The organism is Streptomyces narbonensis (assembly GCF_014649015.1).
GTDB classification, from domain to species: domain Bacteria; phylum Actinomycetota; class Actinomycetes; order Streptomycetales; family Streptomycetaceae; genus Streptomyces; species Streptomyces narbonensis.
In genome coordinates this window covers 339,824-359,745 of sequence record NZ_BMSF01000005.1, presented here as the reverse complement: position 1 = coordinate 359,745, position 19,922 = coordinate 339,824, and the positions used below count along the sequence as shown (strand labels likewise).

The window sequence follows — 19,922 nt, the reverse complement described above, 5'->3', positions numbered from 1 at the left end:
GCAGACCTCCACCCGACCTCACGCAGAACGGACCCCCACCGTGACGGCACGCCATCAGCGCACGATGTCCCGCAGAAAGATCCTCGCCGCGACCGCGGGCCTGGCCGTGGCGGTCCCCGCCGTGGCCGGCTGGCTCGAGGCCGGCGCCGGCGCGGCCACGACGCCCACGCTCCCCCTCGACCTGGTCAACACCACCGGCAACAACACGGTGTACGCCTACGTGCTCGGCCGCGACCCGGCGGCGGGCGGCAACTGGGCCTTCATCCAGGCCAACGGTTCCACCCTGTACCACCCGCCGGCCCCGGCCAACGACCAGACCCCGCTCGGCGCCGACTGCGCCATCGCGCTCAACGCGTCCGGCGCCGGCGCGCGAAGGGTGACGCTGCCGCGCCTGTACAGCGGCCGCATCTACTTCTCCGTCGGCGCGAAGCTCACGTTCCTGATGAACCGCGGGGGCGGGCTGGCCCTGCCGTCGGTGAGCAACCCCACGGACCCCAACGCGGACGTCCACCACGACTTCTGCGAATTCACCTTCAACGCCGACCAGTTGTACGCGAACATCACGTTCGTCGACATGGTCTCGCTCCCCATCGCCTTCCAACTGGAGACCGGTCAGGGCACCCAGACGGTGCGCGGGCTGCCCTCCGACGGCCTGTCCCGGGTCTCCTCGGCGCTGCGCGCCCAGTCCGCCGCCGACGGCAGCGACTGGAGCAGGCTCATCGTCAGCAAGGGCGGGGGCGACCTGCGCGTCCTCAGCCCCAACCTGGCGATCCGCGGCAACAACGCCCTCTTCCGGGGGTACTTCGACAGCTACGTCGACGAGGTGTGGAACAAGTACCGCTCCACCGACCTGCGCATCGACACCCAGTTCACCTGGGGCACGCTCACCGGCCGGGTCAACGGCGACACCCTCACGTTCCCCGGGGCAGGCAGCTTCGCCAAGCCGTCGACCCTGTCGATCTTCTCGTGCAGCGACGCGCCCTTCACCACGGGCAACGACCTGATGGGCAACCTCAGCGCACGGCTCGCCGCCGCGTTCAACCGCACCACTCTGCTGGACAACGCACACCAGCCCACCGCCGAGAACCCGGCCGCCTTCTACACCCGGCCCCGCACCAACCACTACGCCCGCATCCTGCACAACACCACCCCCGACCACCTCGGGTACGCCTTCCCGTACGACGACGTGCACCCCGCCGGTGTCGACTTCGAGGGCAAGGTGCAGTCCGGCAGCCCCGGCCGCTGGACCATCACCGTCGGCGGCGTGGCCGGCGGGGGCGGCACGCCGAGCCCGACGCCGACCGCCACCGCCACGGGCGGCGGGGTCAGCGCCTTCGCCACCATCCAGGCCGAGGCGTTCAACGCCCAGTCGGGTGCCCAGGTCGAGGCGTGCTCCGACGGCGGCGGTGGCTCCGACGTCGGCCACCTGTCCAACGGCGACTGGCTCAGGTTCTCGTCCGTCGCCTTCGGCGCCACCGGAGCCACCCGGTTCAGCGCCCGCGTCGCCTCCGGAGCCTCCGCCGGCGTCAGCGGACTGGTCCAGGTCCGCCTCGGCAGCCCCACGGCCGCCCCGGTCGGCAGCTTCGCCGTCGCCAACACCGGCGGCTGGCAGGCCTGGCGTACCGTGCCCGCCGACATCGGCCGCACCACCGGCACCCACGACGTCTACCTGACCTTCGACAGCGGTCAGCCGGCCGACTTCGTCAACGTCAACTGGTTCACCTTCGCCTGACGGGGTCTCCGTGCCGGGGGCCGCGTCCACGCGGGCCCCGGCCTCGCCCTACCCCCGCGGTGGTTCCGACGCAGAACTGTCGACCGGTCAGCGACGCGTGTGTAGACCTGACTTGGGGGCGGGCGGGGGCCGGGTGCGGCTCAGACCAGCACGTTCTTGTAGAAGATGCTCGAGCGCCGGTCGCCCTCCACACCCGTGGCGAATCCGATGAAGAGACGGGCCTCGCCGGCGTCCGTGCGGTAGATCGCCAGGCCCTCGGGCTCGCGGTGGTGGAGGGTGGAGCCCGCCTTGGTGAGGACGGGACCCTGCTTCACGGTGCCCGTGTTGATGTCGATGCTGGTGACGTAGGAGTTGCCGTCGCCGGTAGGGGTGCCGTCGCCGGGGTATGCGTCACCGGTCAGGAAGTACATGTACGAGCCGTAGAGGGTGTAGCCCTGCGGAGTGCCGGAGATGGCCGGCTGCTTGAAGTCCACCAGTGGTGTGCCGAAGTTGCGCGTCTCAAGAGCGGAGAGGGGGAACACCGCGATGCGCTTCCCGGCGCTGGTGTGGTAGCGCACGATCACACGCCGGTAGACCGGATCGACAGAGCAGGTGTACTCGGTGGCCCCGGCGATGGGCCGGTACGCGGCCGAGCCGGCCGGCGAGTTCAGCGTGGTGCCGGCGGTGTAGCGGACGGGGGCGAGCGCGGTACCGTACCCGCTGCCGTTCGCGGCGCACTCGATCCACAGCTCGGTGCCGGAACCGTCCGGCAGCGCGGCGAAGGCAACACCGTGACCGAAGCCGTTGAGGTGCATGTACGAGATGTAGTTCCCGTCGAAATCCATCTTGTTGATGCACAGGTCACCGGCGGACTCGGGGCTGCCGCTTCGCTTGGTCGCCACGAACAGGAACTTGTTCACCCAGTCGAAGGCGAAGCTCTGCTGAACCCGAGCACCGTGCGTGTTCGCGGACCGGAACAGATCGTGCGACGGCTGCGTGAGGTCGAATCGCTTGGTGACGGCCACATCGGCCGAGGCGGTCTGCGCGCCGGCGCCGAGCCCGAGAGCGGCAAGTGACGCGCCGGCCCCGGTGAGTATGAGGCTGCGGCGGGAGAGGGGGGAGCCGGGGGTGCGGTTCATGGGGGGACTCCAGGCAGGGGTTGGGGGGATGAACACGTGATGCTATCCGCCGCCGAAACGGCGTGATGTGCGGGGCCCCGATGGGCGGTTGGGGCGTCTGGCACCCGAGCAGCGGAGGAGGCGTCCGGCAACGGTGGTCTGCGTCCGAAGCGGCTGGGGCCCGTTCCGTCGCGTCGTTCCCGGTGGATCCGCGATCGGCGCGGCATGGAACCAGGAGTTGGCCCGTTCGACGACCCCACGCACGCTCGCCCGTGGGCCGCGCGCAGGACCGCCCCTCCCCCGCTGTCGGCGACGGTCGACCGCTCCGCGTGCGCCGGAGTCGGTGACGACCACAGCGGCCGAAGCGGTCGGGCTGTGGATTCCGGGTCAGTTGCTACGGGGGAGGTGCCAGCGGTAGGGCCGGATGAGCTCCGTCAGGCTGTCGGGGCCCCAGGATCCCTTGGCGTACGGCTCGACCGGCGGTGGGGAGTCCAGGAGGGGCGCGGCCACCTCCCAGAGTCGTTCGATCCCCGTCGCGTCGGTGAAGAGGGACTGGTCGCCCAGCATGGCGTCCAGGATGAGGCGCTCGTAGCCCTCCAGGGCGTGGTCCTGGCTGAAGGAGTCGGCGTAGTCGAAGACCATGTCCGCCGGGGTCAGGCGCATGTCGGGGCCGGGCTTCTTGGCGAGGAAGCGGGCGGTGATGGTTCCGGGGTCGTTGAAGTCGATGACGAGCTCGTTGTGTCGGCCTTCGGCGGACTCCTGCGCGGCCAGCGGGAACATCCGCAGGGGCGGTTCGCGGAAGCCCAGGGTGATGACGTGGCGGCTCGCGGCGAGGGCCTTGCCCGAGCGGAGGTAGAAGGGGACGCCTGCCCAGCGCCAGTTGTCGATCTCCAGGCGCAGGGCCGCGAGCGTCTCGGTGTCCGAGGCCGGGTCGACTCCCGGCTCGTCCCGGTAGCCGTCGTACTGTCCTCGGACCACCCGGGCCGGGTCGACGGGGCGCAGGCTGTGGAAGACCTTGTCCTTCTCCGCGCGCAGCGAGTTCGCGTCCAGGGTGGCCGGCGGTTCCATGGCGATGAACCCGAGGAGCTGGAACAGGTGCGTGACGATCATGTCGCGGAAGGTGCCGGTTCCCTCGAAGAAGTGGGCGCGGCCTTGGATGTCGATGTGCTCGGGGACGTCGATCTGCACGTGGCTGATGTGGTCGCGGTTCCAGATCGGTTCGAGGAGTCCGTTGGCGAACCGCAGGGCGAGGATGTTGTCGACGGACTCCTTGCCCAGGAAGTGGTCGATGCGGAAGACGCGGGACTCGTCGAAGACGGTGTGGATGGCGTCGTTGAGGGCACGGGCGGAGGCGAGGTCCGTGCCGAACGGCTTCTCCACGATCACGCGGGCGTTCCGGGCCAGTCCGGAGGCACCAAGCAGCTGCACGACCGAGGCGCAGGCCTGCGGGGGTACGGCGAGGTGGTGGAGGAGCCGGGGAGTGCCGCCCATCTCCCGTTCGGCCTCCTGGACGGCGGCGACGAGCGGGCCCGGGTCCTCGGGGTCGGCGGCGCCGAAGGTGAGTCGGCTCTCGAATTCCAGCCACTGCGGGCCCTCGGGCTTGGCGAGGCCGAACTCGGCGACCGCCTCGCGCGCGTGTTCTCGGAACGCTTCGCTGCCGAGGGCGACCGTGGCGGGGGCCGAGCCGACGATCCGGTAGCGGTCGGGGAGCAGTCCGGCTCTGGCCAGGTGGTACAGGCCGGGCAGGAGCTTGCGGCGGGCGAGGTCGCCGGTGGCGCCGGAGATGATGATGACGTGGTCGTCAGGGGTGGCTCCGCCAGGGCTGGGGGATGCGGCCACGTCAGTTCGTCCTCTCGCCACGGTCGCCAAACTCGTCGTGCGTCGTGGAGTGGACCTGGCGGGCGGGCCGGTTCGCCGGGGCGGTGAACCGGTCGCCTCGGGACAGCACGTCCGGGACCTGCTCCATGGGGCCACTGTGGAGGCCCCGCGGGAGTCCGGCACCCTCCGGCGGGCCGACCGGGCGACTGGGCACCGACCAGCGGCCGAGCCGGCGTACGTGATCACCGCGGCAGCCCGGCCTGCGCGGCGTGGCCGTGAGGGCGTCGGCGCGCACGTGTGGGCCGGGCGGGGCTCAGGCGGTGGGCGGGCTCAGGCGGTGGGCGGGCTCAGGCAGTGGCCGGGCTCAGGCAGTGGCCGGGCTCAGGCAGTGGCCGGGCTCAGGCAGTGGGCGGGGTGAGGAAGATCCGTTCCAGCAGGGTGTACAAGGCGTCCCGGTCGTCGGACCTGAGCCCGGCCAGACCCTCCTGGGTGATGCGCATCTTCGCGCGGATCGCGTCGGTGACGCGCTCGCCCTCGGCCGTGAGGATCACGTTCTTGACGCGCCGGTCGGCAGGGGCGGCTTCGCGGCGCACCAGGCCGCGCTTCTCCAGCCGGTCGATGATCCCGGTCATGTTGGAGGCGTCGCAGGTCATGGTCTCGGCCAAGGCACGCATCGCGGCCGGCCCCCGACGCAGCGCGGTCAGGGCCCGCCCCTGGCTCGCCGTGAGGTTCTCACTCGCCGCCGCGACGGTGAAGTCGCCGTAGTAGACGCCGAGCGACACGGAGAGCAGCTCCAGGAGCTGGGCCGTGTCGACGCGGGGAGCTTCTGTCATGGAGGCCACTTTAGCCCAGAGATACTTGACTATCTCAAACATCGATGTCTACCGTCACCCCTGTTGCATGAAGTTCTCAAGCATCAAGGTTGTCAAGTAATTGCCACGAGGAGCGTCCCTGTGACCGTCACCGCGTCCCCCAGCTCACGCGCCGCCGAGATCCTGTCCCGGCCTGTCACGCTGAACGGCCTGACCGTCCCGAACCGCATCGCGATGGCTCCGATGACCCGCATGTTCTCCCCCGGCGGAGTCCCCGGCGAGGACGTGCGGTCGTACTACGCCCGACGCGCCGCGGCCGGCGTCGGCCTGATCGTCACCGAGGGGACCTACGTCGGCCACGAGTCGGCCGGGCAGAGCGACCGCGTGCCGCGGTTCCACGGCGAGGAGCAGCTCGCGGGCTGGGCGAAGGTCGCCGAGGACGTCCACGCGGCCGGCGGCACGATCGTGCCGCAGCTGTGGCACATCGGCATGGTGCGCGAGCAGGGCCAGGCACCGTACCCCGACGCACCGGCGATGGGCCCCTCCGGCATCCGCACGGACGGCACCGAGGGCGTGGGCAAGGCCATGACCCAGAGCGACCTGGACGACGTCATCGGCGCCTTCGCCGAGGCCGCCGCGGCCGCGGAGCGCATCGGCTTCGACGGCGTCGAGCTGCACGGCGCCCACGGCTACCTCCTGGACCAGTTCCTGTGGGCGGGGACGAACCGCCGTACCGACGCCTACGGCGGCGACCCCGTGGCCCGTACGAAGTTCGCGGCCGAGATCGTGGCCGCGGTCCGCGGGTCCGTCTCGCCCGACTTCCCGGTGATCTTCCGCTACTCGCAGTGGAAGCAGGACGCCTACGACGCGCGGCTCGCCGAGACCCCGCAGGAGCTCGAGGCGATCCTCGCCCCGCTCGCCGCGGCCGGCGTCGACGTCTTCCACGCCTCCACCCGCCGCCACTGGATCGCCGAGTTCGACGACTCGGACCTCAACCTGGCCGGCTGGACCAAGAAGCTCACCGGCAGGCCCACCATCACCGTCGGCTCGGTCGGCCTCGACGGCGACTTCATCCACGCCTTCGCCGGCCAGGGTGCCCCGGTCCAGGGCATCGACGAGCTCCTCGACCGCCTGGAGCGGGACGAGTTCGACATGGTCGCCGTCGGCCGCGCGCTGCTCCAGGACCCTGAGTGGGCTGCGAAGGTCCTCGCCGGGCGCACCGACGAGCTGAAGCCGTACGACGCGTCCGCCGTCAAGACGCTCAGCTAGCGTCGCGCGTCACGACTGCTCGGCGACGAAGCCCGACTGACGGGTGCGGCCAGGCTGAATCGCCGGGCCGTACCCGTGTCGAAGCGCCCGCCCCGCCGTGCGCGCAGCATGTGGATGATCAGCAAGGAGTTCGGCGCCTCGGCGTGCGCCGCGACGGCCCGGCCGTGAGCGGCCTCGGCAGCCTCGTCCGGCAGGACGAACCCCCGCACCGCGACCGCGTCCGCCTGCTGGTGCCGCGCCCGAGCGGCCGAAGCCAGGCCCGTACCCCCAGTTGGTGGCCTTCGCGGCGGCCTCGCCGTTCAGCTCTTGCGGGCCAGCGGCTGCCCCGCGAAGCTCACTCCCGCCAGGCCGTGGGCCATGAGGTTGCGGATGTTGCCGTGATCGGTGTCGTTCGGCGTCGCGAGCACGCTGCGGTAGTGCTCACCGAAGGCCAGCAGCGCTTCCTGGTCGCTCAGCCCTTCCAGCAGGGCCAGCCCCAGCGTCTTGCAGGAACCCTCGTTCTCGCCCGCGGCGTTCTCCACGCCTCCGTTGCGGAACGCCTGCGGCTGGTAAGCGTAGTGCGCGGAGACGAAGGCCAGGGTGTCGGCGAACTCGTGCTCACCCGACGCGAGGCTCGCCCGCAGCGCGTTCAGATCGGTCATGTCGTTTCCCTCGGGTCGGACAGACGATCCCGTTGCCGTCCGTGACCGGATGACGATACCCCCACCGTGCCGCCGTCGGCGGTGGTGTCTCAGCTCCGTCGGATCCCCGCGAGCAGCTCTACCAGCCGCTCACCAAGGACGGCCGGTACGCGGTCACTGTCCTCGACAGCACCCAGGAGGGCGGCCGGTGGTTACGGGGCGCCGAAGCCGCTATCGCCCCTGCCGGCGACGACCGGTGGACCGCCGCAGTCGCGGCAGCACACCTACCGGACGTCACCTGCGACGACACCATCACCGTCACCACCCCGGCCGCACTCCGGTGAACTCGCCGGCGACGGATGCGTGCGGAGCTCAGTCCACCTCGACGTAGGTGACGATGAGGATGCTGCCGAGCGCGGTCGCGTAGAAGATCACGCGGATACCATCGTGCTGGTAGTCACGAAGCGCGGATGCGGTGGCGTGCGGCTTCACGTCGGTGGGGTCGGCCGCAATCACGTTGAGCGCCTTGTCCAGGCAGCCGGTCTGCTCGGTGGTGAGGACGCGAACCTGCGTCTCGGCCGGCTCGATGAAAACGATCCTCGGGCGACGGCCGCCCCGGTTGTGCCTAGGCGACACCCTGCGCCCCGCCATCGCGATCGGGCAGGCCCTGCTCGGCCCGAATGTCGTCCCAGTCACGGCACCGGTCCAGGTCGATCCCTTCGGCCGCGAGGTTCTCGAGGACGTAGGCGAGCGCCGGGTTCCCGGGGAACTCGGCGCGCGCGGCGTCACGCAGCTCACGCTGCTCAGCCTCGTCGAAAGTCAGGTGCGCCACGGCGGCCCCCTCGTGGATCGGGTACGCCCCTGAGGCTAGCGCAGCGGGCCTTCCCCTGGGGGCGAGTCCTACTCTCGGCCCTCGGCTTGCCGAAGCTGCTCCTCCACGCACTGAGGAAACCGTCGGGGCCATCGCGAGCGTCCCCGAGCTGCCCGGGCCCCGGCCGGCGGTTGTCGGCCGGGGCCCGCTTCGGTCAGCCGGTCTCACCCCACCAGGCGGGAGACACGCTGAGGCTCCACAGATCGCCTGCCGCCCCCTGGGCGTCGGCGTCCACCCGGACGATGAGCCGCACACCGGACTCGGGGACCCGATAGCGGCGGAAGTCGGTGGCCGTCGCGTCGTCGTCCGGTTCGACCGAGCAGCCCAGATCGTTGATCGCCGCGGTCAGGTCCTCGAAACGCACCGAAGAGGCGAAGGCACCGTATGGCTTGCGCAGAGCCGCCGGCACGGCCGACTCCGCGTCCCACCTCAACCGGTGCGCCTGCACGCTGATTCCGAAGCAGGGCCAGGAACCCTGCGCCTCCTCGAACGACAGCTCCACGAGCCCGTAGTCCTGGCGCATGAGCCCCGCGTCCACATCGTCGACGTAGTCGGTCCCCAGCAGGTCCGCCCACTCGGCGGGCTCCGTGCCGATGCCCACGCCCAGAACATCGCCGCGGGTGGCGACGTGGGCGTACAAGTCCAGGTCGGACATCTACGTCTTCTCCATTGCCTCGATCAGCGCGCGCCCGCAGCTCGGCCGTCCGGTCGTTGCTGAAGCGCCACTGCGGGTTGCGGCCTTCCTTCATGGCCTTGGCGCGGCGCACCCGGAGTACTTGGCGGCGGCCTTGAAGTCGGCCCGTTGGTGCCGCGCGAGTCGCTGCTGGTCCACTCGGGGTACAGGAAGCCGGCCACGTCACGGGCGAGCAGGTGGGCGTCCCGCCGGTCGGCGGTGCCGATGACCCGCTCCGCGGCGGTCGGGGCGAAGTCGAAGTACGACCACCGAAGCGCGGCCGGCAGGCCGAACCCGAGCACCGCCACCATACCGGCCGCAGCGGTCCGGACGTGGTCGGTGGAGGTGATCAGCGCCGGCACGGACTCGCCCAGGACGATGATCGCGAACAGTCCCACCCGTTCGACCAGGTGACCGGTGTGCAGCCGGCCGGGGATCCCCCGGCCCCGCGAGGTGAGCAGCGGGATCATCTCCGCGATGGCAGGCCGGCTCATGTCACGGCACCCGCGCCCGTCGTCCGGTGGGGGCGGCATCAACGCCCGTCGGCGGCCCAGAGCTTCTCGGCGGGCTCCTCGCCCCCTTGGTCGAGGCGGAATGGCGGGTAGGCGTCCGTCATGAGGCCCGCGTAGGCCGCGACGCGGAAGACCCAGCGGTTCAGGCCGACCACCAGGACGAACAGATCGCGCGGATACCGGCCGGTGAACGCGAGGGCGATGGCGGCGAAGAGGGTCAGCAGGGTGATCAGGCCACCGCTCCACCAGCTCGCCCTCATGCCACCGGCGAAGATGGCGATCACGAGGTAGTGCGGGATGGCGAGCAGCCACCACTTGACCAGGACGAGGCCGCGCGAGAGCCGCTCCGGGTAGGCGATGTCCAGCCGCGCGGGGTAGTCGGGCTCCGGCCCCAGGCTGAAGGGTGGGTAGCGGTCGGTGCCGAGGGCGCTGTACGAGTAGTAGGAGACGCGCCACGCCCAGCGCAGCACCCCGAGATTGAAGTCGAACAGTGGTCGCGGATACCGCTCGGTGAACAGGATGGCGAAGAACGCGATCACGGTCACGATCAGGAACGCGATCCAGAGGAAGATCAGCACGATCCAGTGGGGGATCACGAGGAGCCACTTGACCAGCCACAACCATCGGGACAGCGGGGTGTCGAGCCGGGCCGTCACCGTGACCGGAGGGTAGGAGGAACGGGAGGTTTCCATGAACGTCACTTCCTCGCCGAACCGGTGGTTTCGTACGGGAGCCGGTCATGCACCCCCACCTTCAGGATCACCCCGTTCCGCACTCCGGCCCACCGGAGTACGAGCTTGCCGGAGTCCTCCTCACGGCCCTGCCCCGTGCCCGCCCTCCGGCCGCGCCTCGATCCGGTGGCGGACGACCGTCGTCAGGACCGTGAGCCGCGTCGACGCCGCAGGGACCGGGGCGACGGGGTTCTCGATGCGCCGGGCCGCCTCCGGGAGCTGCGCCAACTCGGCTTCGAAACGGGCGCGCGCGGCGTCCAGGGTGTCGGGCGGCTCCGTGCGGAGCCCGCCGCGCATCACGGTCCGCAACAGCGGCTCCGTACCGTCCGGCGGCTCCTCGTTCGCCAGGCCCACGGTGTCGCGGAACCCCGCGCCGCGGAAGACCTGCTTCGGTGCGGGCGCCGTCGCCTGGGCGGACGCGAGCCTCATGACGGGACGCCCGTCGTACTCGACAAGCTTGTAGGAAGCATCGAGATACGGGGCGCCTGCGGCGACGCCGGTCTTCGTACCCACGGCGAAGACGTCGATCGGTGCCCCGTCCCGTACGAGAGCGGCCACGCCGTACTCGTCGAGTTCACCACCGGCGATGATCCGCACGTCCCTCAGCCCCGCCGCGTCGAGAGTGGCCCTGGCCCGGTGAGCGCGCGCTCCGAGGTCGCCGCTGTCGATGCGGATCGCGGACCCCGGGCCGCGCCCCAGGTCCGTCAGGACGCGGGCGGCCGTCGCCACCCCACGGTCCGTGTCGTACGTGTCGACCAGGAGGGTCACCGGGCCGGGGTGGGCGCGCGCGAACGCCCGGAAGGCGTCCTCCTCGGAGGCGAAGGACTCGATGTGCGAGTGGGCCATGGTGCCGGACGAGGGAATGCCGTACCGGGCGGCGGCCGCGACGTTGCTCGTGCCGGCGAAGCCGACCAGCGCGCAGAGCCGCGCCGCCTGCAGGCTGCCCGCCGGTTCGTGGGTCCGGCGCGAACAGGAGTCCACGAGGGACCGGCCTGCGGCGGCGAGCACACAGCGTGCCGCCTTGGCGGCGACCGCCGTCTGATGACAGACGAGCGCCACCAGATACGTCTCCACGAGCATGGCCTGGGGCAGGGTCGCGGTGACCTCCAGGAGGGGTTCACCGGCGAAGACGAGCCGCCCTTCCGGAACCGCGCGGACCTGGCCGTCGAAGGACAGCCCGTGCAGGGGTTCGAGCTCCTCGACCGGCCGCCCCAGAGCCTCCGCGAACGCACGCACATCGGACAGGCCCACCCGGAACCGCGAGAGATGGTCGAGCGCAGGTTCGAGCCCGGCGGCCACGAGGAAGCCGTGCCCCGGCGGCAGGTCGCGCACGAAGAGGCTGAAGGTGGCCGGTGCCCGCATGTCCTCCCGCAGGTACGAGAGCGCCATCGTGACCTCGTACAGCTCGGTCGTGGTCACCAGGGACATACTTCGAGGATGCGCGGCCGATGGGCGCACCGCACGCGCGACGTACGTACGACGCCCGCCGCACGAGGCCACCCGGCCGGTCAGGCGAACGGGAACCCCGCCAGGTGGTAGTGGAGCAACATGCTCGTCGTCGCGACCGCGGCCGCTCCCGTGAGGGTGAACAGCAGGCGGCCCGCGATGGTCCACCATCCGCGGAGCCAGGCCGCGACCGCCCCCGCCACCACGCCCAGGGTCAAGGCCACCAGTGATGTACCCAGCATCGTGACGGCGGACAGGAGCGGCGACCCCAGGGGGACCATCTCCATCATCGCGTTGCCGTCCGCGACGACCGCCGCCAGTGCGGCGGTGAAGGCCGCCGCGATCAGGCCGGTCACCGCGGCCGCTGCCCGGGTGGCCCGGGCGGCGGGCGGATGCGGGGTCCGGCCACGGGTGCGTCGCAGCAGGGCGGTTACCGGGAACGCGATCGCACCGATGACCAGCCCGCCCACGCCGAAGGCGAGCAACCCCATGTGCATGGAGGGAGATTGACGCCAGGTCAGGGCCTCGTACGCCGTGGAAGGCGTCGCCGACGAGACCAGTACCCCGCTCTTGGTGAAGGCGAGCGTCGCACCATGGCCGCCGCGTTCGCGGAAGAGGCCGTCGCCGAGGGCGAGCCAGCTCTGCTCGGGCTGGTCGGGGTCGAGGGAGAGACCGGTGGTGCGCAGTCCGTTCGCGCCGTCCCTCTCCACGCCGACCGACGAGACCAGGCCTTCGACCGCCATGAGGCTGGTCCGGCTGACCCGGGCGGGGCGGTACGTGCCGGTGTACGAGTCGAGGGCGGGGTCCGTGGCGGCATCGCCGGCCCCGCTCGGCGCCGCGGTCGCCGGGCGGTCCGGGACCAGGGTATCCACGATGCGATTGATCAGGTCCTTGCCGTCCCAGGCGGCCCGGCCGTCCTTGCCGTCACCGTTGAAGACGACGAACACCCCCAGATCATGGCCGGGGACGAGGAGCAGGTTCGAGTGGAATCCGGGGATGTCGCCGTCCTTGAACCAACCGGTCCGGCCGTCGCGCCGCCACTCCTCGAAGCCGTAGCCGACGCCGGGCAGCCGGGGATCCTGCCGGTGGTGCACCTGCTGCATCAGGCGGTTCGCCGGAGCCGCGTCGGCAAGCTGGTCGGTCATCCAACGGCCCATGTCGGCGGCGGTGCTGACGGCCCCCGGCCCGGTCGGGCTCCACGCGCCGTACTGACCCCTGTCCTCGGTCCAGCCGGACGTACCGCTGGGCCGGTAGCCGTGGGCGAGACCCGCTGCGATCGGCTCCGGCTGCGGCTGGGCGACCGTGGAACGCGTCATGCCCAGCGGCCTGAGGATGTGCTCGTCGACGTAGGAAGGGAAGGACCGGCCCGAGGTCTCGGCGACGATCTGGCCCGCGAGCGCGTAGCCGTAGTTGTCGTACGCGGCGATCGTGCCGGGGGCACGGACCCGGGGCGGGCGGCGCGTCACGAGGCTTTCGGCGAGCGGTTCGATGTCCTGCGCACGGGCCCTGCTGCGGCCGACGAGGTCGCTGTCGAAGCCGCCGGTGTGGGTGAGGAGTTGGTCCAGGGTGACGGGGCGTCCGGGATAGGTGTTTGGGACGGTGACAGCCCGGAGGTGGTCGTTGACGTCGGCGTTCGGGTCGATCCTGCCCTCGGCGACGAGCTGGGAGGCGGCCTGCGCAGTGAACAGCTTGGCGAGCGAGCCGAGGAAGAAGACCGTGCTGTGGGGGTCCACGGGCGCCCTGGTTTCGATGTCGGCGACGCCGTAGCCCTCGGTCAGGACGGTCCGGCCGCCGGAGACCACCGTGACGGCCGCGCCGGGGATGCGGTCGTCCGCGAGGTAGCCGGCGACGGCCGTGTCGACGAGGGAGTCGAGAGCGCCGGGGGTGCGGGAATCACGGGCGTCAGGGAGGGCGGCGGGGCCGGCCGGAACGGCCGCGTGAGTGGATGTGGCTACGGAAACCAGCGTGGCGGAGGTGACCGTCATCATGATCGTGGCGGCCATCGTGGCGAGGGCTCGTATCGGCGTCGTACGCATACGTCGACGATCTCCTCCGGGCGCGGGCCGCCCCAGTGCGAGCCGCATCGGCCTGTGTGTATTTCACATGGGTGGGCCGGGTGCGGTGCCCAGGTGTACGTCTACCGTGACCTCATGAACGCCCGCCAGGCCGACCGCACCGCCGACCGCACCGCCGACGGCGCCCGCCGGGCCGACCGTACCGTCGACCGCACCGCCGACGGCGCCCGCCAGGCCGACCGCACCGCCGACGGCTCCGAATCCGGTCCGGCGCCCGCGGTCGTCTCCGTGGTCCTCGTCGTCGTCATTCTCGGATTCTCCTTCGAGCCCGGTGTCCTCCTGCCGCGCCCGGCCGCCGTGCCGATGCTGCTGCTCCAGATCGTCACCTGCCTGCCCTCGACGCGGCGGCTGCGAGGGGCGTGGACCCTCGCCGCGCAGATCCTGCTCGCGCCCTGGTCCGGACTGCCCGGCTTCCTCGGCGCCTCCGTGCTGCTCGTCGTCGAACGGCCCGTCCGCTGGGCCCTGTTCGCGGTCGTGGTGCTCGCCGGCGGGCTGCTCGCCCCCGGCGACGGCGGTGTCCACTCCGTACTCAACGGCATCGGCAACGCTCTCGCCCACGGCCTGATCATCTACGCACTCACCCGGCTCACCGACCTGTACACCGAACTCCGCGCCACCCGCGACGCATTGGCGCAGGCCCGGGTCGCGGCCGAGCGGGAGCGCGCCGGGCGGGACCTCGACGCGGTGCTGGGAACGGCACTGGCGGAGATCGTCCGGCTGGCCGGACAGGGAACGCGCGGAGCGCGGCAGCTGGTGACGGTGGCGCGGGCGGCGACGGATCGGGTACGAGCCGCCCCGTCCGTGCACTCCGCCGATGGCACGGACATCCACGCGGGCGCCCTGACACCCCGGCTGGCGTGGCCCATCGTCGTCGCCACCCACCTGGAGTACCTGATCGTGGGCGTGGCCTTCCTGCTCGACGACGGGGTGACGGGTGGGCGATTCGCCGCGTACACGGCCGCGTTGGCGGCGGTCGTCGGTCTGCAGGCGTACCACTCCCTGCCGCGTCCGCCGGGCGTACGTCCCCGTTTCGTGGTGTGGACGCTGGGCGCCCAACTCGCCCTCGCCCTGGGCATACTGACGGCTCCGGACGGCCCGTACCCCCAGTTGGTGGCCTTCGCGGCGGCCTCGGTGCTGATCGTTCTCCCGGGCCGCATCGCCTGGCCTGCGACAGCAGCGCTGACGGGTCTGGTGGCGGTCGTGGCGCTCGTACGGACCGACGGCCCCGGAGCCCGGGGCACCGCGGTCCTGGTCCTGGACGTCGTGGTGATCGCTCTGGTCTTCTACGGCCTGGCCCTGCTCACCGGCCTCGTCCACCAGGTGCGGGAGGCCCGCGGAGCACTCGCCTCACTGGCGGTGGCCCGAGAGCGTCGGCGTATCGCCAGGGACGTCCACGATCTGCTGGGCCACGGCCTGTCGGCGATCGCGCTGAAGGGCGAGTTGGCGGACCGCGACCCGGACCCACTGCGAGCCGCCGGCCATCTCGCCGATGCGGCGGCGCTGGCGGGCCGAGCGCTCGCGGACCTCCGGGCGATCCCGGGGGACGGCACCGAACTCACGCTTGCCGAGGAGGTGAACTCCGCCCGGCAGGTGCTCGCCGCCACCGGCATCGAGGTGCGGGTGCGGGGCGAGGTGGCGAACGTCGACGAGGTGTCGGAGGGGCTGTTCGCCACGGTGCTGCGGGAGGCGGTGACGAACGTGCTGCGGCACGCCCCGGGAGCACGATGGTGCGAAGTGGAAGTCGGTCAGCGCCTGTTGCGGGTCGCGGACGACGGCCGTGGGCCGCTGGCGGAGGGAAGCACCGCGGTGGCCGGCGTCGGCGGCAACGGGCTGAGGAACCTGCGTGAGCGCGCGGCGGCGCTCGGCGGGCGGCTGGAGGCCGGGTCGGCCCCGGACGGACGCGGCTACGTCCTGACCGTCCGGCTGGTCACCGAGCCCGTCTCGGCGCCCTCGCGGACCGGAGGATGACTCCGCGTCAGGCCAGCCATCCTTCCTCCCGCGCGATCCGCACCGCGTCGAGCCGATTGCGGGCCGCGAGCTTGGTGACCGCCGCACCGAGGTAGTTCCGTACGGTGCCCTGGGTGAGGTGCAGTTCACGGGCGATGCGGTCGAGCTCGGCGCCGGTGGCGGCCAGCCGGAGCACATCGGTCTCGCGGGTCGTGAGCGGGCTCTCCTTGGCGGTGAGGGCCGCGGCGGCGAGCTTCGGGTCGATGACGTGCTCCCCGGCGGCCACGCGTCGGATCGCGGCGGCGAGCTGGTCCGGCGGGGCGTCCTTGAGCATGAACCCGCCGACACCTGCGGCGAGTGCGGACCGCAGTGCCTCCGGTCGGCCCAGCGCGGTGAGGATCATGATCCGGCACTCGGGAAGCGCGACGGAGAGGTCTCGGGCGGCGGAGAGCCCGTCCGCGCCGGGCATCTCCAGGTCGAGGACGGCGACGGTGGGCCGGTGGGCGAGCGCGGCGGGGACGACGGCGTCCCCGCGGGCCACGTCGGCGACGACCTCCATGTCGTCCTCAAGACCCAACAGGGCGACCAGCGCCCCGCGGATCAGGTGCATGTCCTCGGCCAGCAGAATCCGGATCATGGTTCCTCCCCCGGGAAGATCGTAACGGCTGCCGGGGGCTCGGTCCGAGGCGCGTTCCGAGGCGCGTTCCGCCGGAGGGACGTCCGGGGCGGGTGTCCCGCGCTGCCGTTGCGCGGTGCACGCGCTGCCGCGGGGCGTCGGGGTCCGCCGGGTCCGTGCGGTCCGGGCGGTGCTCGGGGTCCGGGCGGTCCTCGGGGGCCGTGGGGTCAGGAGCCGTCCGCCGCGGCGAGCAGCGCGGCGACGTCCAGCTTTCCCATGGCGAGCATCGCCTTCATCGCTCGCTGGGCGCGCGCCTCGTCCGGATCGCTGAGGAGTTCTTCCAGGACGGAGGGCACGACTTGCCAGCTCAGGCCGAACTTGTCCTTGACCCAGCCGCACGGGCCCTCCTGTCCGCCCTCGGACAGCTTGTTCCAGTAGTAGTCGACCTCCCCCTGGTCCGTGCAGTCGATGAGGAAGGACACGGCCTCGTCGAAGGTGAACTCGGGGCCGCCGTTGATGGCGGTGAAGTGCGTGCCGTCCAGGACGAAGTCGACGGTCAGCACGGTCCCGGCGGGACGGGGGCCCGCCTCCCCGTAGTGGGACACGTTCTTGATCTCCGAGTTGGGGAAGACCGAGCAGTAGAACTCCGCGGCCTCCTTGCCCTGTGTGTCGAACCAGAGGTTGGGGGTGATCCGGGGCATGGCGTTCTCCTGATCTCGCGTCACCGCCGTCCGGCGGCCCGCGAATCATTGCTCCACCACACCCCGAATCCGCGCAACCACCCCCTGCGCCGTCTCAGGACCATGCGGAAGGGGGAGGCCGGAGACCGATCCGGGTGCCTCCGCGTGGGGTGCCCCAGCGGTCAGAGAATGTGGACGCGCTCCAGGGATCCCGCACTGTCGCGAATCATCAGGTCGCTGCCCTTGGCGCGTTCGCCTTCGACGAATCCGAGCAGCAGAACCGCCCGGTTGATCACGTCGGCCTTGCTGACACCGGTCGCGGCGGTGAGCTCCGCGATCGCGGTGACAGCCGGAGGGCACAACGTCACCGAGTACCGCTCGCTGTCGGGATGGGCGGGGAGCTGATCCATGGCGATTCCTTCCTGACGACTAGTACGCATCGGAATTGCACCATGAATGCGCCACTGTCGCACCACATTTGCATCACTCTCGTCGAGCCCCTCCGCTGCCGCTGCGGGGCGAAGCGGGCCGAGGCCTCCAGCCCGTCCTGCAGGAAGACTCCGGACAGGGAACCGGACCGGACCGCGGCCCCTGTGCTCGCCCCTGAGGGAGGTCGACGGTGGCAGGAACACGAGGGAGTGACGGCACACGTCCGCAGGATTCTCTCGGCACACGTCCGCAGGGTTCCCTCGGCGGTCGTCGTGACGATCCCCCGAGCGCGCGGTGTCCTGAGGGCGGTGGTCCGGGCCGGACGGGTTCGGTCCTGATCCCCGTGGCCGGCCGGCGCGTCGCACCCGACGCCGGACGGGCACAGGCCCGGTCATGCAGGCACCTCGATGACGAGACGCTGCCCTCAGCCCGCATACCCGTGACCGGGTGCGCCGAGTGCCTGGCAGCGGGCCGCGAGGACTGGATCCATCTACGCCTCTGCCTGCGATGCGGACACAACGGCTGCTGCGACAGCTCCCCGGGGGCTCATGCCCACCGGCACGCGGCCCTCACAGGGCACCCACTCGCGGTCGCGGCCGAACGACCCTGGGCGTGGTGCTACACCGACGAGGTCTTCCTCGTTCCGGCAGAAGGGCGGGATGCGGAGTTCCAGTGATCGTTGTGGAACACGCCGGCAGGCAAGATCCGGAAGAGATAGCCCGGGCACCACCGCCGCCCCCGGGTACCGCGGCCACACTCGGGCACCGCCCACCCGAACGGTTCGCCCTCCGGCGCCCCGCCCCCCGGGCGGCGGCCTCGGCATGCACACACGGTGCCCCGGGACGATCATCCGAACATGGCAGGTACTCCCCCACCCCCCGCGCCCACCGGGACCGTCCGCAGCGAGGCGCCCCGCCAGAAGCTGGCGCTCACAGCCATGCTCTTCGCGGTGTCGATGACCTTCATCGACCAGACCATCGTCTCGATCGCCGCCCCGAACATCACCGACGAGCTCGGCCTGACCGCCTCCGGCATGCAGTGGGTCGTCAACGCGTACCTGCTCTCCCTCGCCGCGTTCTTCGCGCTCGGCGGCCGGCTCTCCGACCTGTTCGGGCACCGCCGCGTCATGCTGATCGGCACCCTGGTCTTCGTCATCTCCTCTGTGCTCTGCGGCTGTGTGCCCTCCGGCGACCTCGCCCAGACCTGGTTGATCGTCTTCCGCGCAACCCAGGGTCTCGGAGCGGCCCTGATGTTCCCGGCAGCGCTGGCCGTCGTCATCGCCGTCTTCCCCGTCGACCGTCGCGGTCGCGCCCTCGCGCTCTTCTTCGGACTCTCCGGCGCCCTCACCGCCGTCGGTCCCCTGCTCGGCGGCTGGCTGACCGCGTGGACGTGGCGGGCGATCTTCTGGGTCAACGTGCCGGTGGCGCTCGTCGCCATCGTGCTCGCCGTGCTCGCCCGGATCCCCGAGAGCCGCCGCTCCGAGCGCCTGGACATCGTCGGCGCCGCGCTGGTCGCCGTCGGCATGGGCCTGAGCGTGCTGGGCTTCCAGCAGGCCTCGTCCTGGGGCTGGGACAGCGTCGCGACCTGGGCCTGCATCGTCGGCGGCCTGCTCGTCCTGGTGCTGTTCTTCGGCTACGAGCGGCGCACCGCCCACCCGCTGATCGACTTCGACGTCTTCCGGGACCGGGCCTTCACCGTCGACAGTCTCGTGCTGTTCTTCGCGATGCTCGCCTTCGTGCCGGTGTTCTTCTTCTCGTCCGTGTACGCCCAGGTGTCGCTCAGCGCCTCTCCGAACCAGGCCGCGCTCTTCCTGCTGTACTTCTTCATCGGCTTCGGCCTCGCCTCCCAGTGGGGCGGACGGATCCTCGACAAGCGCGGCGCCCGCCCGGCCATGAAGCTCGGCTGCGCGCTCGGCGCGGTCGGGTTCTACCTCTGGGCGCAGAAGATGACCGATCTGTCGATGCACGACCAGTGGCCGTACGCGGCCATGGCGGGCGCCGGCATCGGATTCCTCCTCGCGCCGGCCTCGACCGACGCCGTCAACCGAGCCATCGGCGCCTCGTACGGCGAGGTCACGGGGATCACCCAGACGATCCGCAACTACGCGGCCGCCATCGGCATGGCCGTCTTCAGCACCGTGCTGTCCCATGTCTCCACCGACCGCATCACGGCCACGCTCCAAGACCGCGGGCTGCCGCCGGCCGAGGCCTCGGCCACCGCGGAGAAGGTCGCCGAGGCGGTCACCGGTCACCCGGACGGCCAGGGACCCCCCGGTGACGGGCCGGTAGCGAAGGCCCTGCAAGGGGCGGGGGACGCGATCCGGATGGATTTCGCGGAGGCCAACCAGTGGGTGTTCTACGGCATGGCGATCGCCCTGGCCGTGGCGTTCCTGTGCTCGCTGGCCCACCCCGGGACGCGCGTCACCGAGCGCACTCCGGACGACTGACCCGGCTTCCGCGCTCAGCGCCGACTCCTTCCTCACCGGGGTCGGCTGGTGCCCGGAACGGGTCGCCGGGGTCGACATCCGATGGCAGAGACGCGGCCTCCCGGCCGGGGGCCCGCACTGCTCTCCGCTGACGCTTTCGCATGCTGCG

Annotated in this window: 20 protein-coding genes; 5 read left to right on the top strand and 15 right to left on the bottom strand. The window is 71.5% G+C overall.

Going from position 1 to position 19,922, the window contains the following annotated elements; all coding sequences use genetic code 11:
• The first annotated feature begins 64 nt into the window (after positions 1 to 64).
• Positions 65 to 1,732, top strand: coding sequence for a beta-1,3-glucanase family protein (locus IE124_RS12365; protein ID WP_189507752.1), 1,668 nt, complete (start codon positions 65 to 67; stop codon positions 1,730 to 1,732).
• A 140-nt stretch (positions 1,733 to 1,872) separates the two neighbouring features.
• On the opposite strand, the gene IE124_RS12360 is transcribed toward IE124_RS12365, so the two are convergent.
• The 4 genes from IE124_RS12360 to IE124_RS12350 form a co-directional block, all read right to left on the bottom strand.
• Entirely contained in the window at positions 1,873 to 2,850 is a 978-nt protein-coding gene (locus IE124_RS12360) for a phage baseplate protein (RefSeq protein WP_189507751.1), read from the bottom strand.
• A 366-nt stretch (positions 2,851 to 3,216) separates the two neighbouring features.
• Complete coding sequence (gene zwf / locus IE124_RS12355) at positions 3,217 to 4,668, bottom strand: glucose-6-phosphate dehydrogenase (protein ID WP_229832396.1); 1,452 nt, start codon at positions 4,666 to 4,668, stop codon at positions 3,217 to 3,219.
• A 1-nt stretch (position 4,669) separates the two neighbouring features.
• The gene (locus IE124_RS35355; RefSeq protein WP_268246718.1) at positions 4,670 to 4,795 is read right to left on the bottom strand and encodes a hypothetical protein; all 126 of its coding nucleotides are present in this window, start codon (positions 4,793 to 4,795) and stop codon (positions 4,670 to 4,672) included.
• 250 nt (positions 4,796 to 5,045) lie between these two features.
• The gene (locus IE124_RS12350; RefSeq protein ID WP_189507750.1) at positions 5,046 to 5,480 is read right to left on the bottom strand and encodes a MarR family winged helix-turn-helix transcriptional regulator; all 435 of its coding nucleotides are present in this window, start codon (positions 5,478 to 5,480) and stop codon (positions 5,046 to 5,048) included.
• A 120-nt stretch (positions 5,481 to 5,600) separates the two neighbouring features.
• Here IE124_RS12350 and IE124_RS12345 point away from each other — a divergent pair, with 120 nt between their 5' ends.
• Positions 5,601 to 6,728 carry an NADH:flavin oxidoreductase gene (locus tag IE124_RS12345; protein ID WP_189507749.1) on the top strand — a complete coding sequence of 376 codons (1,128 nt, stop codon included), beginning with the start codon at positions 5,601 to 5,603 and terminating at the stop codon, positions 6,726 to 6,728.
• Between the two features lie 299 nt (positions 6,729 to 7,027).
• Here IE124_RS12345 and IE124_RS12340 read toward each other — a convergent pair whose 3' ends face one another.
• From IE124_RS12340 to IE124_RS12305, 8 genes are all read right to left on the bottom strand, one after another.
• A complete protein-coding gene (locus IE124_RS12340; protein WP_189507748.1) occupies positions 7,028 to 7,369 on the bottom strand; it encodes a HopJ type III effector protein in 342 nt (113 codons plus the stop codon).
• Positions 7,370 to 7,720: 351 nt separating this feature from the next.
• Positions 7,721 to 7,984 carry a hypothetical protein gene (locus IE124_RS12335; protein ID WP_189507747.1) on the bottom strand — a complete coding sequence of 88 codons (264 nt, stop codon included), beginning with the start codon at positions 7,982 to 7,984 and terminating at the stop codon, positions 7,721 to 7,723.
• Positions 7,974 to 8,180: a hypothetical protein gene (locus tag IE124_RS12330; RefSeq protein WP_189507746.1), complete on the bottom strand. Its 207-nt coding sequence runs from the start codon at positions 8,178 to 8,180 to the stop codon at positions 7,974 to 7,976. The genes IE124_RS12335 and IE124_RS12330 overlap by 11 nt, the downstream gene beginning before the upstream one ends.
• Positions 8,181 to 8,373: 193 nt before the next feature.
• Positions 8,374 to 8,874 (bottom strand): hypothetical protein, encoded by a 501-nt coding sequence (locus IE124_RS12325; RefSeq protein WP_189507745.1) that lies wholly within the window; start codon positions 8,872 to 8,874, stop codon positions 8,374 to 8,376.
• A 23-nt stretch (positions 8,875 to 8,897) separates the two neighbouring features.
• Entirely contained in the window at positions 8,898 to 9,386 is a 489-nt protein-coding gene (locus IE124_RS12320) for a low temperature requirement protein A (RefSeq protein WP_189507744.1), read from the bottom strand.
• A 38-nt stretch (positions 9,387 to 9,424) separates the two neighbouring features.
• Positions 9,425 to 10,096: a DUF4389 domain-containing protein gene (locus tag IE124_RS12315; protein WP_189507743.1), complete on the bottom strand. Its 672-nt coding sequence runs from the start codon at positions 10,094 to 10,096 to the stop codon at positions 9,425 to 9,427.
• 120 nt (positions 10,097 to 10,216) lie between these two features.
• Positions 10,217 to 11,563 (bottom strand): nicotinate phosphoribosyltransferase, encoded by a 1,347-nt coding sequence (locus IE124_RS12310; protein ID WP_189507742.1) that lies wholly within the window; start codon positions 11,561 to 11,563, stop codon positions 10,217 to 10,219.
• 80 nt (positions 11,564 to 11,643) lie between these two features.
• Positions 11,644 to 13,617 carry a serine hydrolase domain-containing protein gene (locus IE124_RS12305; protein WP_189507741.1) on the bottom strand — a complete coding sequence of 658 codons (1,974 nt, stop codon included), beginning with the start codon at positions 13,615 to 13,617 and terminating at the stop codon, positions 11,644 to 11,646.
• A 114-nt stretch (positions 13,618 to 13,731) separates the two neighbouring features.
• Between IE124_RS12305 and IE124_RS12300 the strand changes: the two genes are divergently transcribed.
• Positions 13,732 to 15,624, top strand: a complete 1,893-nt coding sequence (locus tag IE124_RS12300; RefSeq protein ID WP_189507740.1) for a sensor histidine kinase — start codon at positions 13,732 to 13,734, stop codon at positions 15,622 to 15,624.
• Positions 15,625 to 15,631: 7 nt separating this feature from the next.
• On the opposite strand, the gene IE124_RS12295 is transcribed toward IE124_RS12300, so the two are convergent.
• From IE124_RS12295 to IE124_RS12285, 3 genes are all read right to left on the bottom strand, one after another.
• Positions 15,632 to 16,240, bottom strand: a complete 609-nt coding sequence (locus IE124_RS12295) for a response regulator transcription factor (RefSeq protein WP_189507739.1) — start codon at positions 16,238 to 16,240, stop codon at positions 15,632 to 15,634.
• Between the two features lie 206 nt (positions 16,241 to 16,446).
• Complete coding sequence (locus IE124_RS12290; protein ID WP_189507738.1) at positions 16,447 to 16,920, bottom strand: VOC family protein; 474 nt, start codon at positions 16,918 to 16,920, stop codon at positions 16,447 to 16,449.
• 161 nt (positions 16,921 to 17,081) lie between these two features.
• Entirely contained in the window at positions 17,082 to 17,309 is a 228-nt protein-coding gene (locus IE124_RS12285) for a hypothetical protein (protein ID WP_189507737.1), read from the bottom strand.
• 209 nt (positions 17,310 to 17,518) lie between these two features.
• Between IE124_RS12285 and IE124_RS35510 the strand changes: the two genes are divergently transcribed.
• Positions 17,519 to 18,004, top strand: coding sequence for a UBP-type zinc finger domain-containing protein (locus IE124_RS35510; RefSeq protein ID WP_306432394.1), 486 nt, complete (start codon positions 17,519 to 17,521; stop codon positions 18,002 to 18,004).
• 180 nt (positions 18,005 to 18,184) lie between these two features.
• The gene (locus tag IE124_RS12275; RefSeq protein ID WP_189507736.1) at positions 18,185 to 19,774 is read left to right on the top strand and encodes an MFS transporter; all 1,590 of its coding nucleotides are present in this window, start codon (positions 18,185 to 18,187) and stop codon (positions 19,772 to 19,774) included.
• Positions 19,775 to 19,922 lie beyond the last annotated feature (148 nt).

Coding starts and splice junctions, on each gene's coding strand:
- IE124_RS12365 (WP_189507752.1), top strand. CDS start 65: ATGTCCCGCAGAAAGATCCTCGCCGCGACCGCGGGCCTGGCCGTGGCG.
- IE124_RS12360 (WP_189507751.1), bottom strand. CDS start 2,850: ATGAACCGCACCCCCGGCTCCCCCCTCTCCCGCCGCAGCCTCATACTC.
- IE124_RS35355 (WP_268246718.1), bottom strand. CDS start 4,795: ATGGAGCAGGTCCCGGACGTGCTGTCCCGAGGCGACCGGTTCACCGCC.
- IE124_RS12350 (WP_189507750.1), bottom strand. CDS start 5,480: ATGACAGAAGCTCCCCGCGTCGACACGGCCCAGCTCCTGGAGCTGCTC.
- IE124_RS12340 (WP_189507748.1), bottom strand. CDS start 7,369: ATGACCGATCTGAACGCGCTGCGGGCGAGCCTCGCGTCGGGTGAGCAC.
- IE124_RS12325 (WP_189507745.1), bottom strand. CDS start 8,874: ATGTCCGACCTGGACTTGTACGCCCACGTCGCCACCCGCGGCGATGTT.
- IE124_RS12320 (WP_189507744.1), bottom strand. CDS start 9,386: ATGAGCCGGCCTGCCATCGCGGAGATGATCCCGCTGCTCACCTCGCGG.
- IE124_RS12315 (WP_189507743.1), bottom strand. CDS start 10,096: ATGGAAACCTCCCGTTCCTCCTACCCTCCGGTCACGGTGACGGCCCGG.
- IE124_RS12310 (WP_189507742.1), bottom strand. CDS start 11,563: ATGTCCCTGGTGACCACGACCGAGCTGTACGAGGTCACGATGGCGCTC.
- IE124_RS12305 (WP_189507741.1), bottom strand. CDS start 13,617: ATGCGTACGACGCCGATACGAGCCCTCGCCACGATGGCCGCCACGATC.
- IE124_RS12300 (WP_189507740.1), top strand. CDS start 13,732: ATGAACGCCCGCCAGGCCGACCGCACCGCCGACCGCACCGCCGACGGC.
- IE124_RS12295 (WP_189507739.1), bottom strand. CDS start 16,240: ATGATCCGGATTCTGCTGGCCGAGGACATGCACCTGATCCGCGGGGCG.
- IE124_RS12290 (WP_189507738.1), bottom strand. CDS start 16,920: ATGCCCCGGATCACCCCCAACCTCTGGTTCGACACACAGGGCAAGGAG.
- IE124_RS12285 (WP_189507737.1), bottom strand. CDS start 17,309: ATGGATCAGCTCCCCGCCCATCCCGACAGCGAGCGGTACTCGGTGACG.
- IE124_RS12275 (WP_189507736.1), top strand. CDS start 18,185: ATGGCAGGTACTCCCCCACCCCCCGCGCCCACCGGGACCGTCCGCAGC.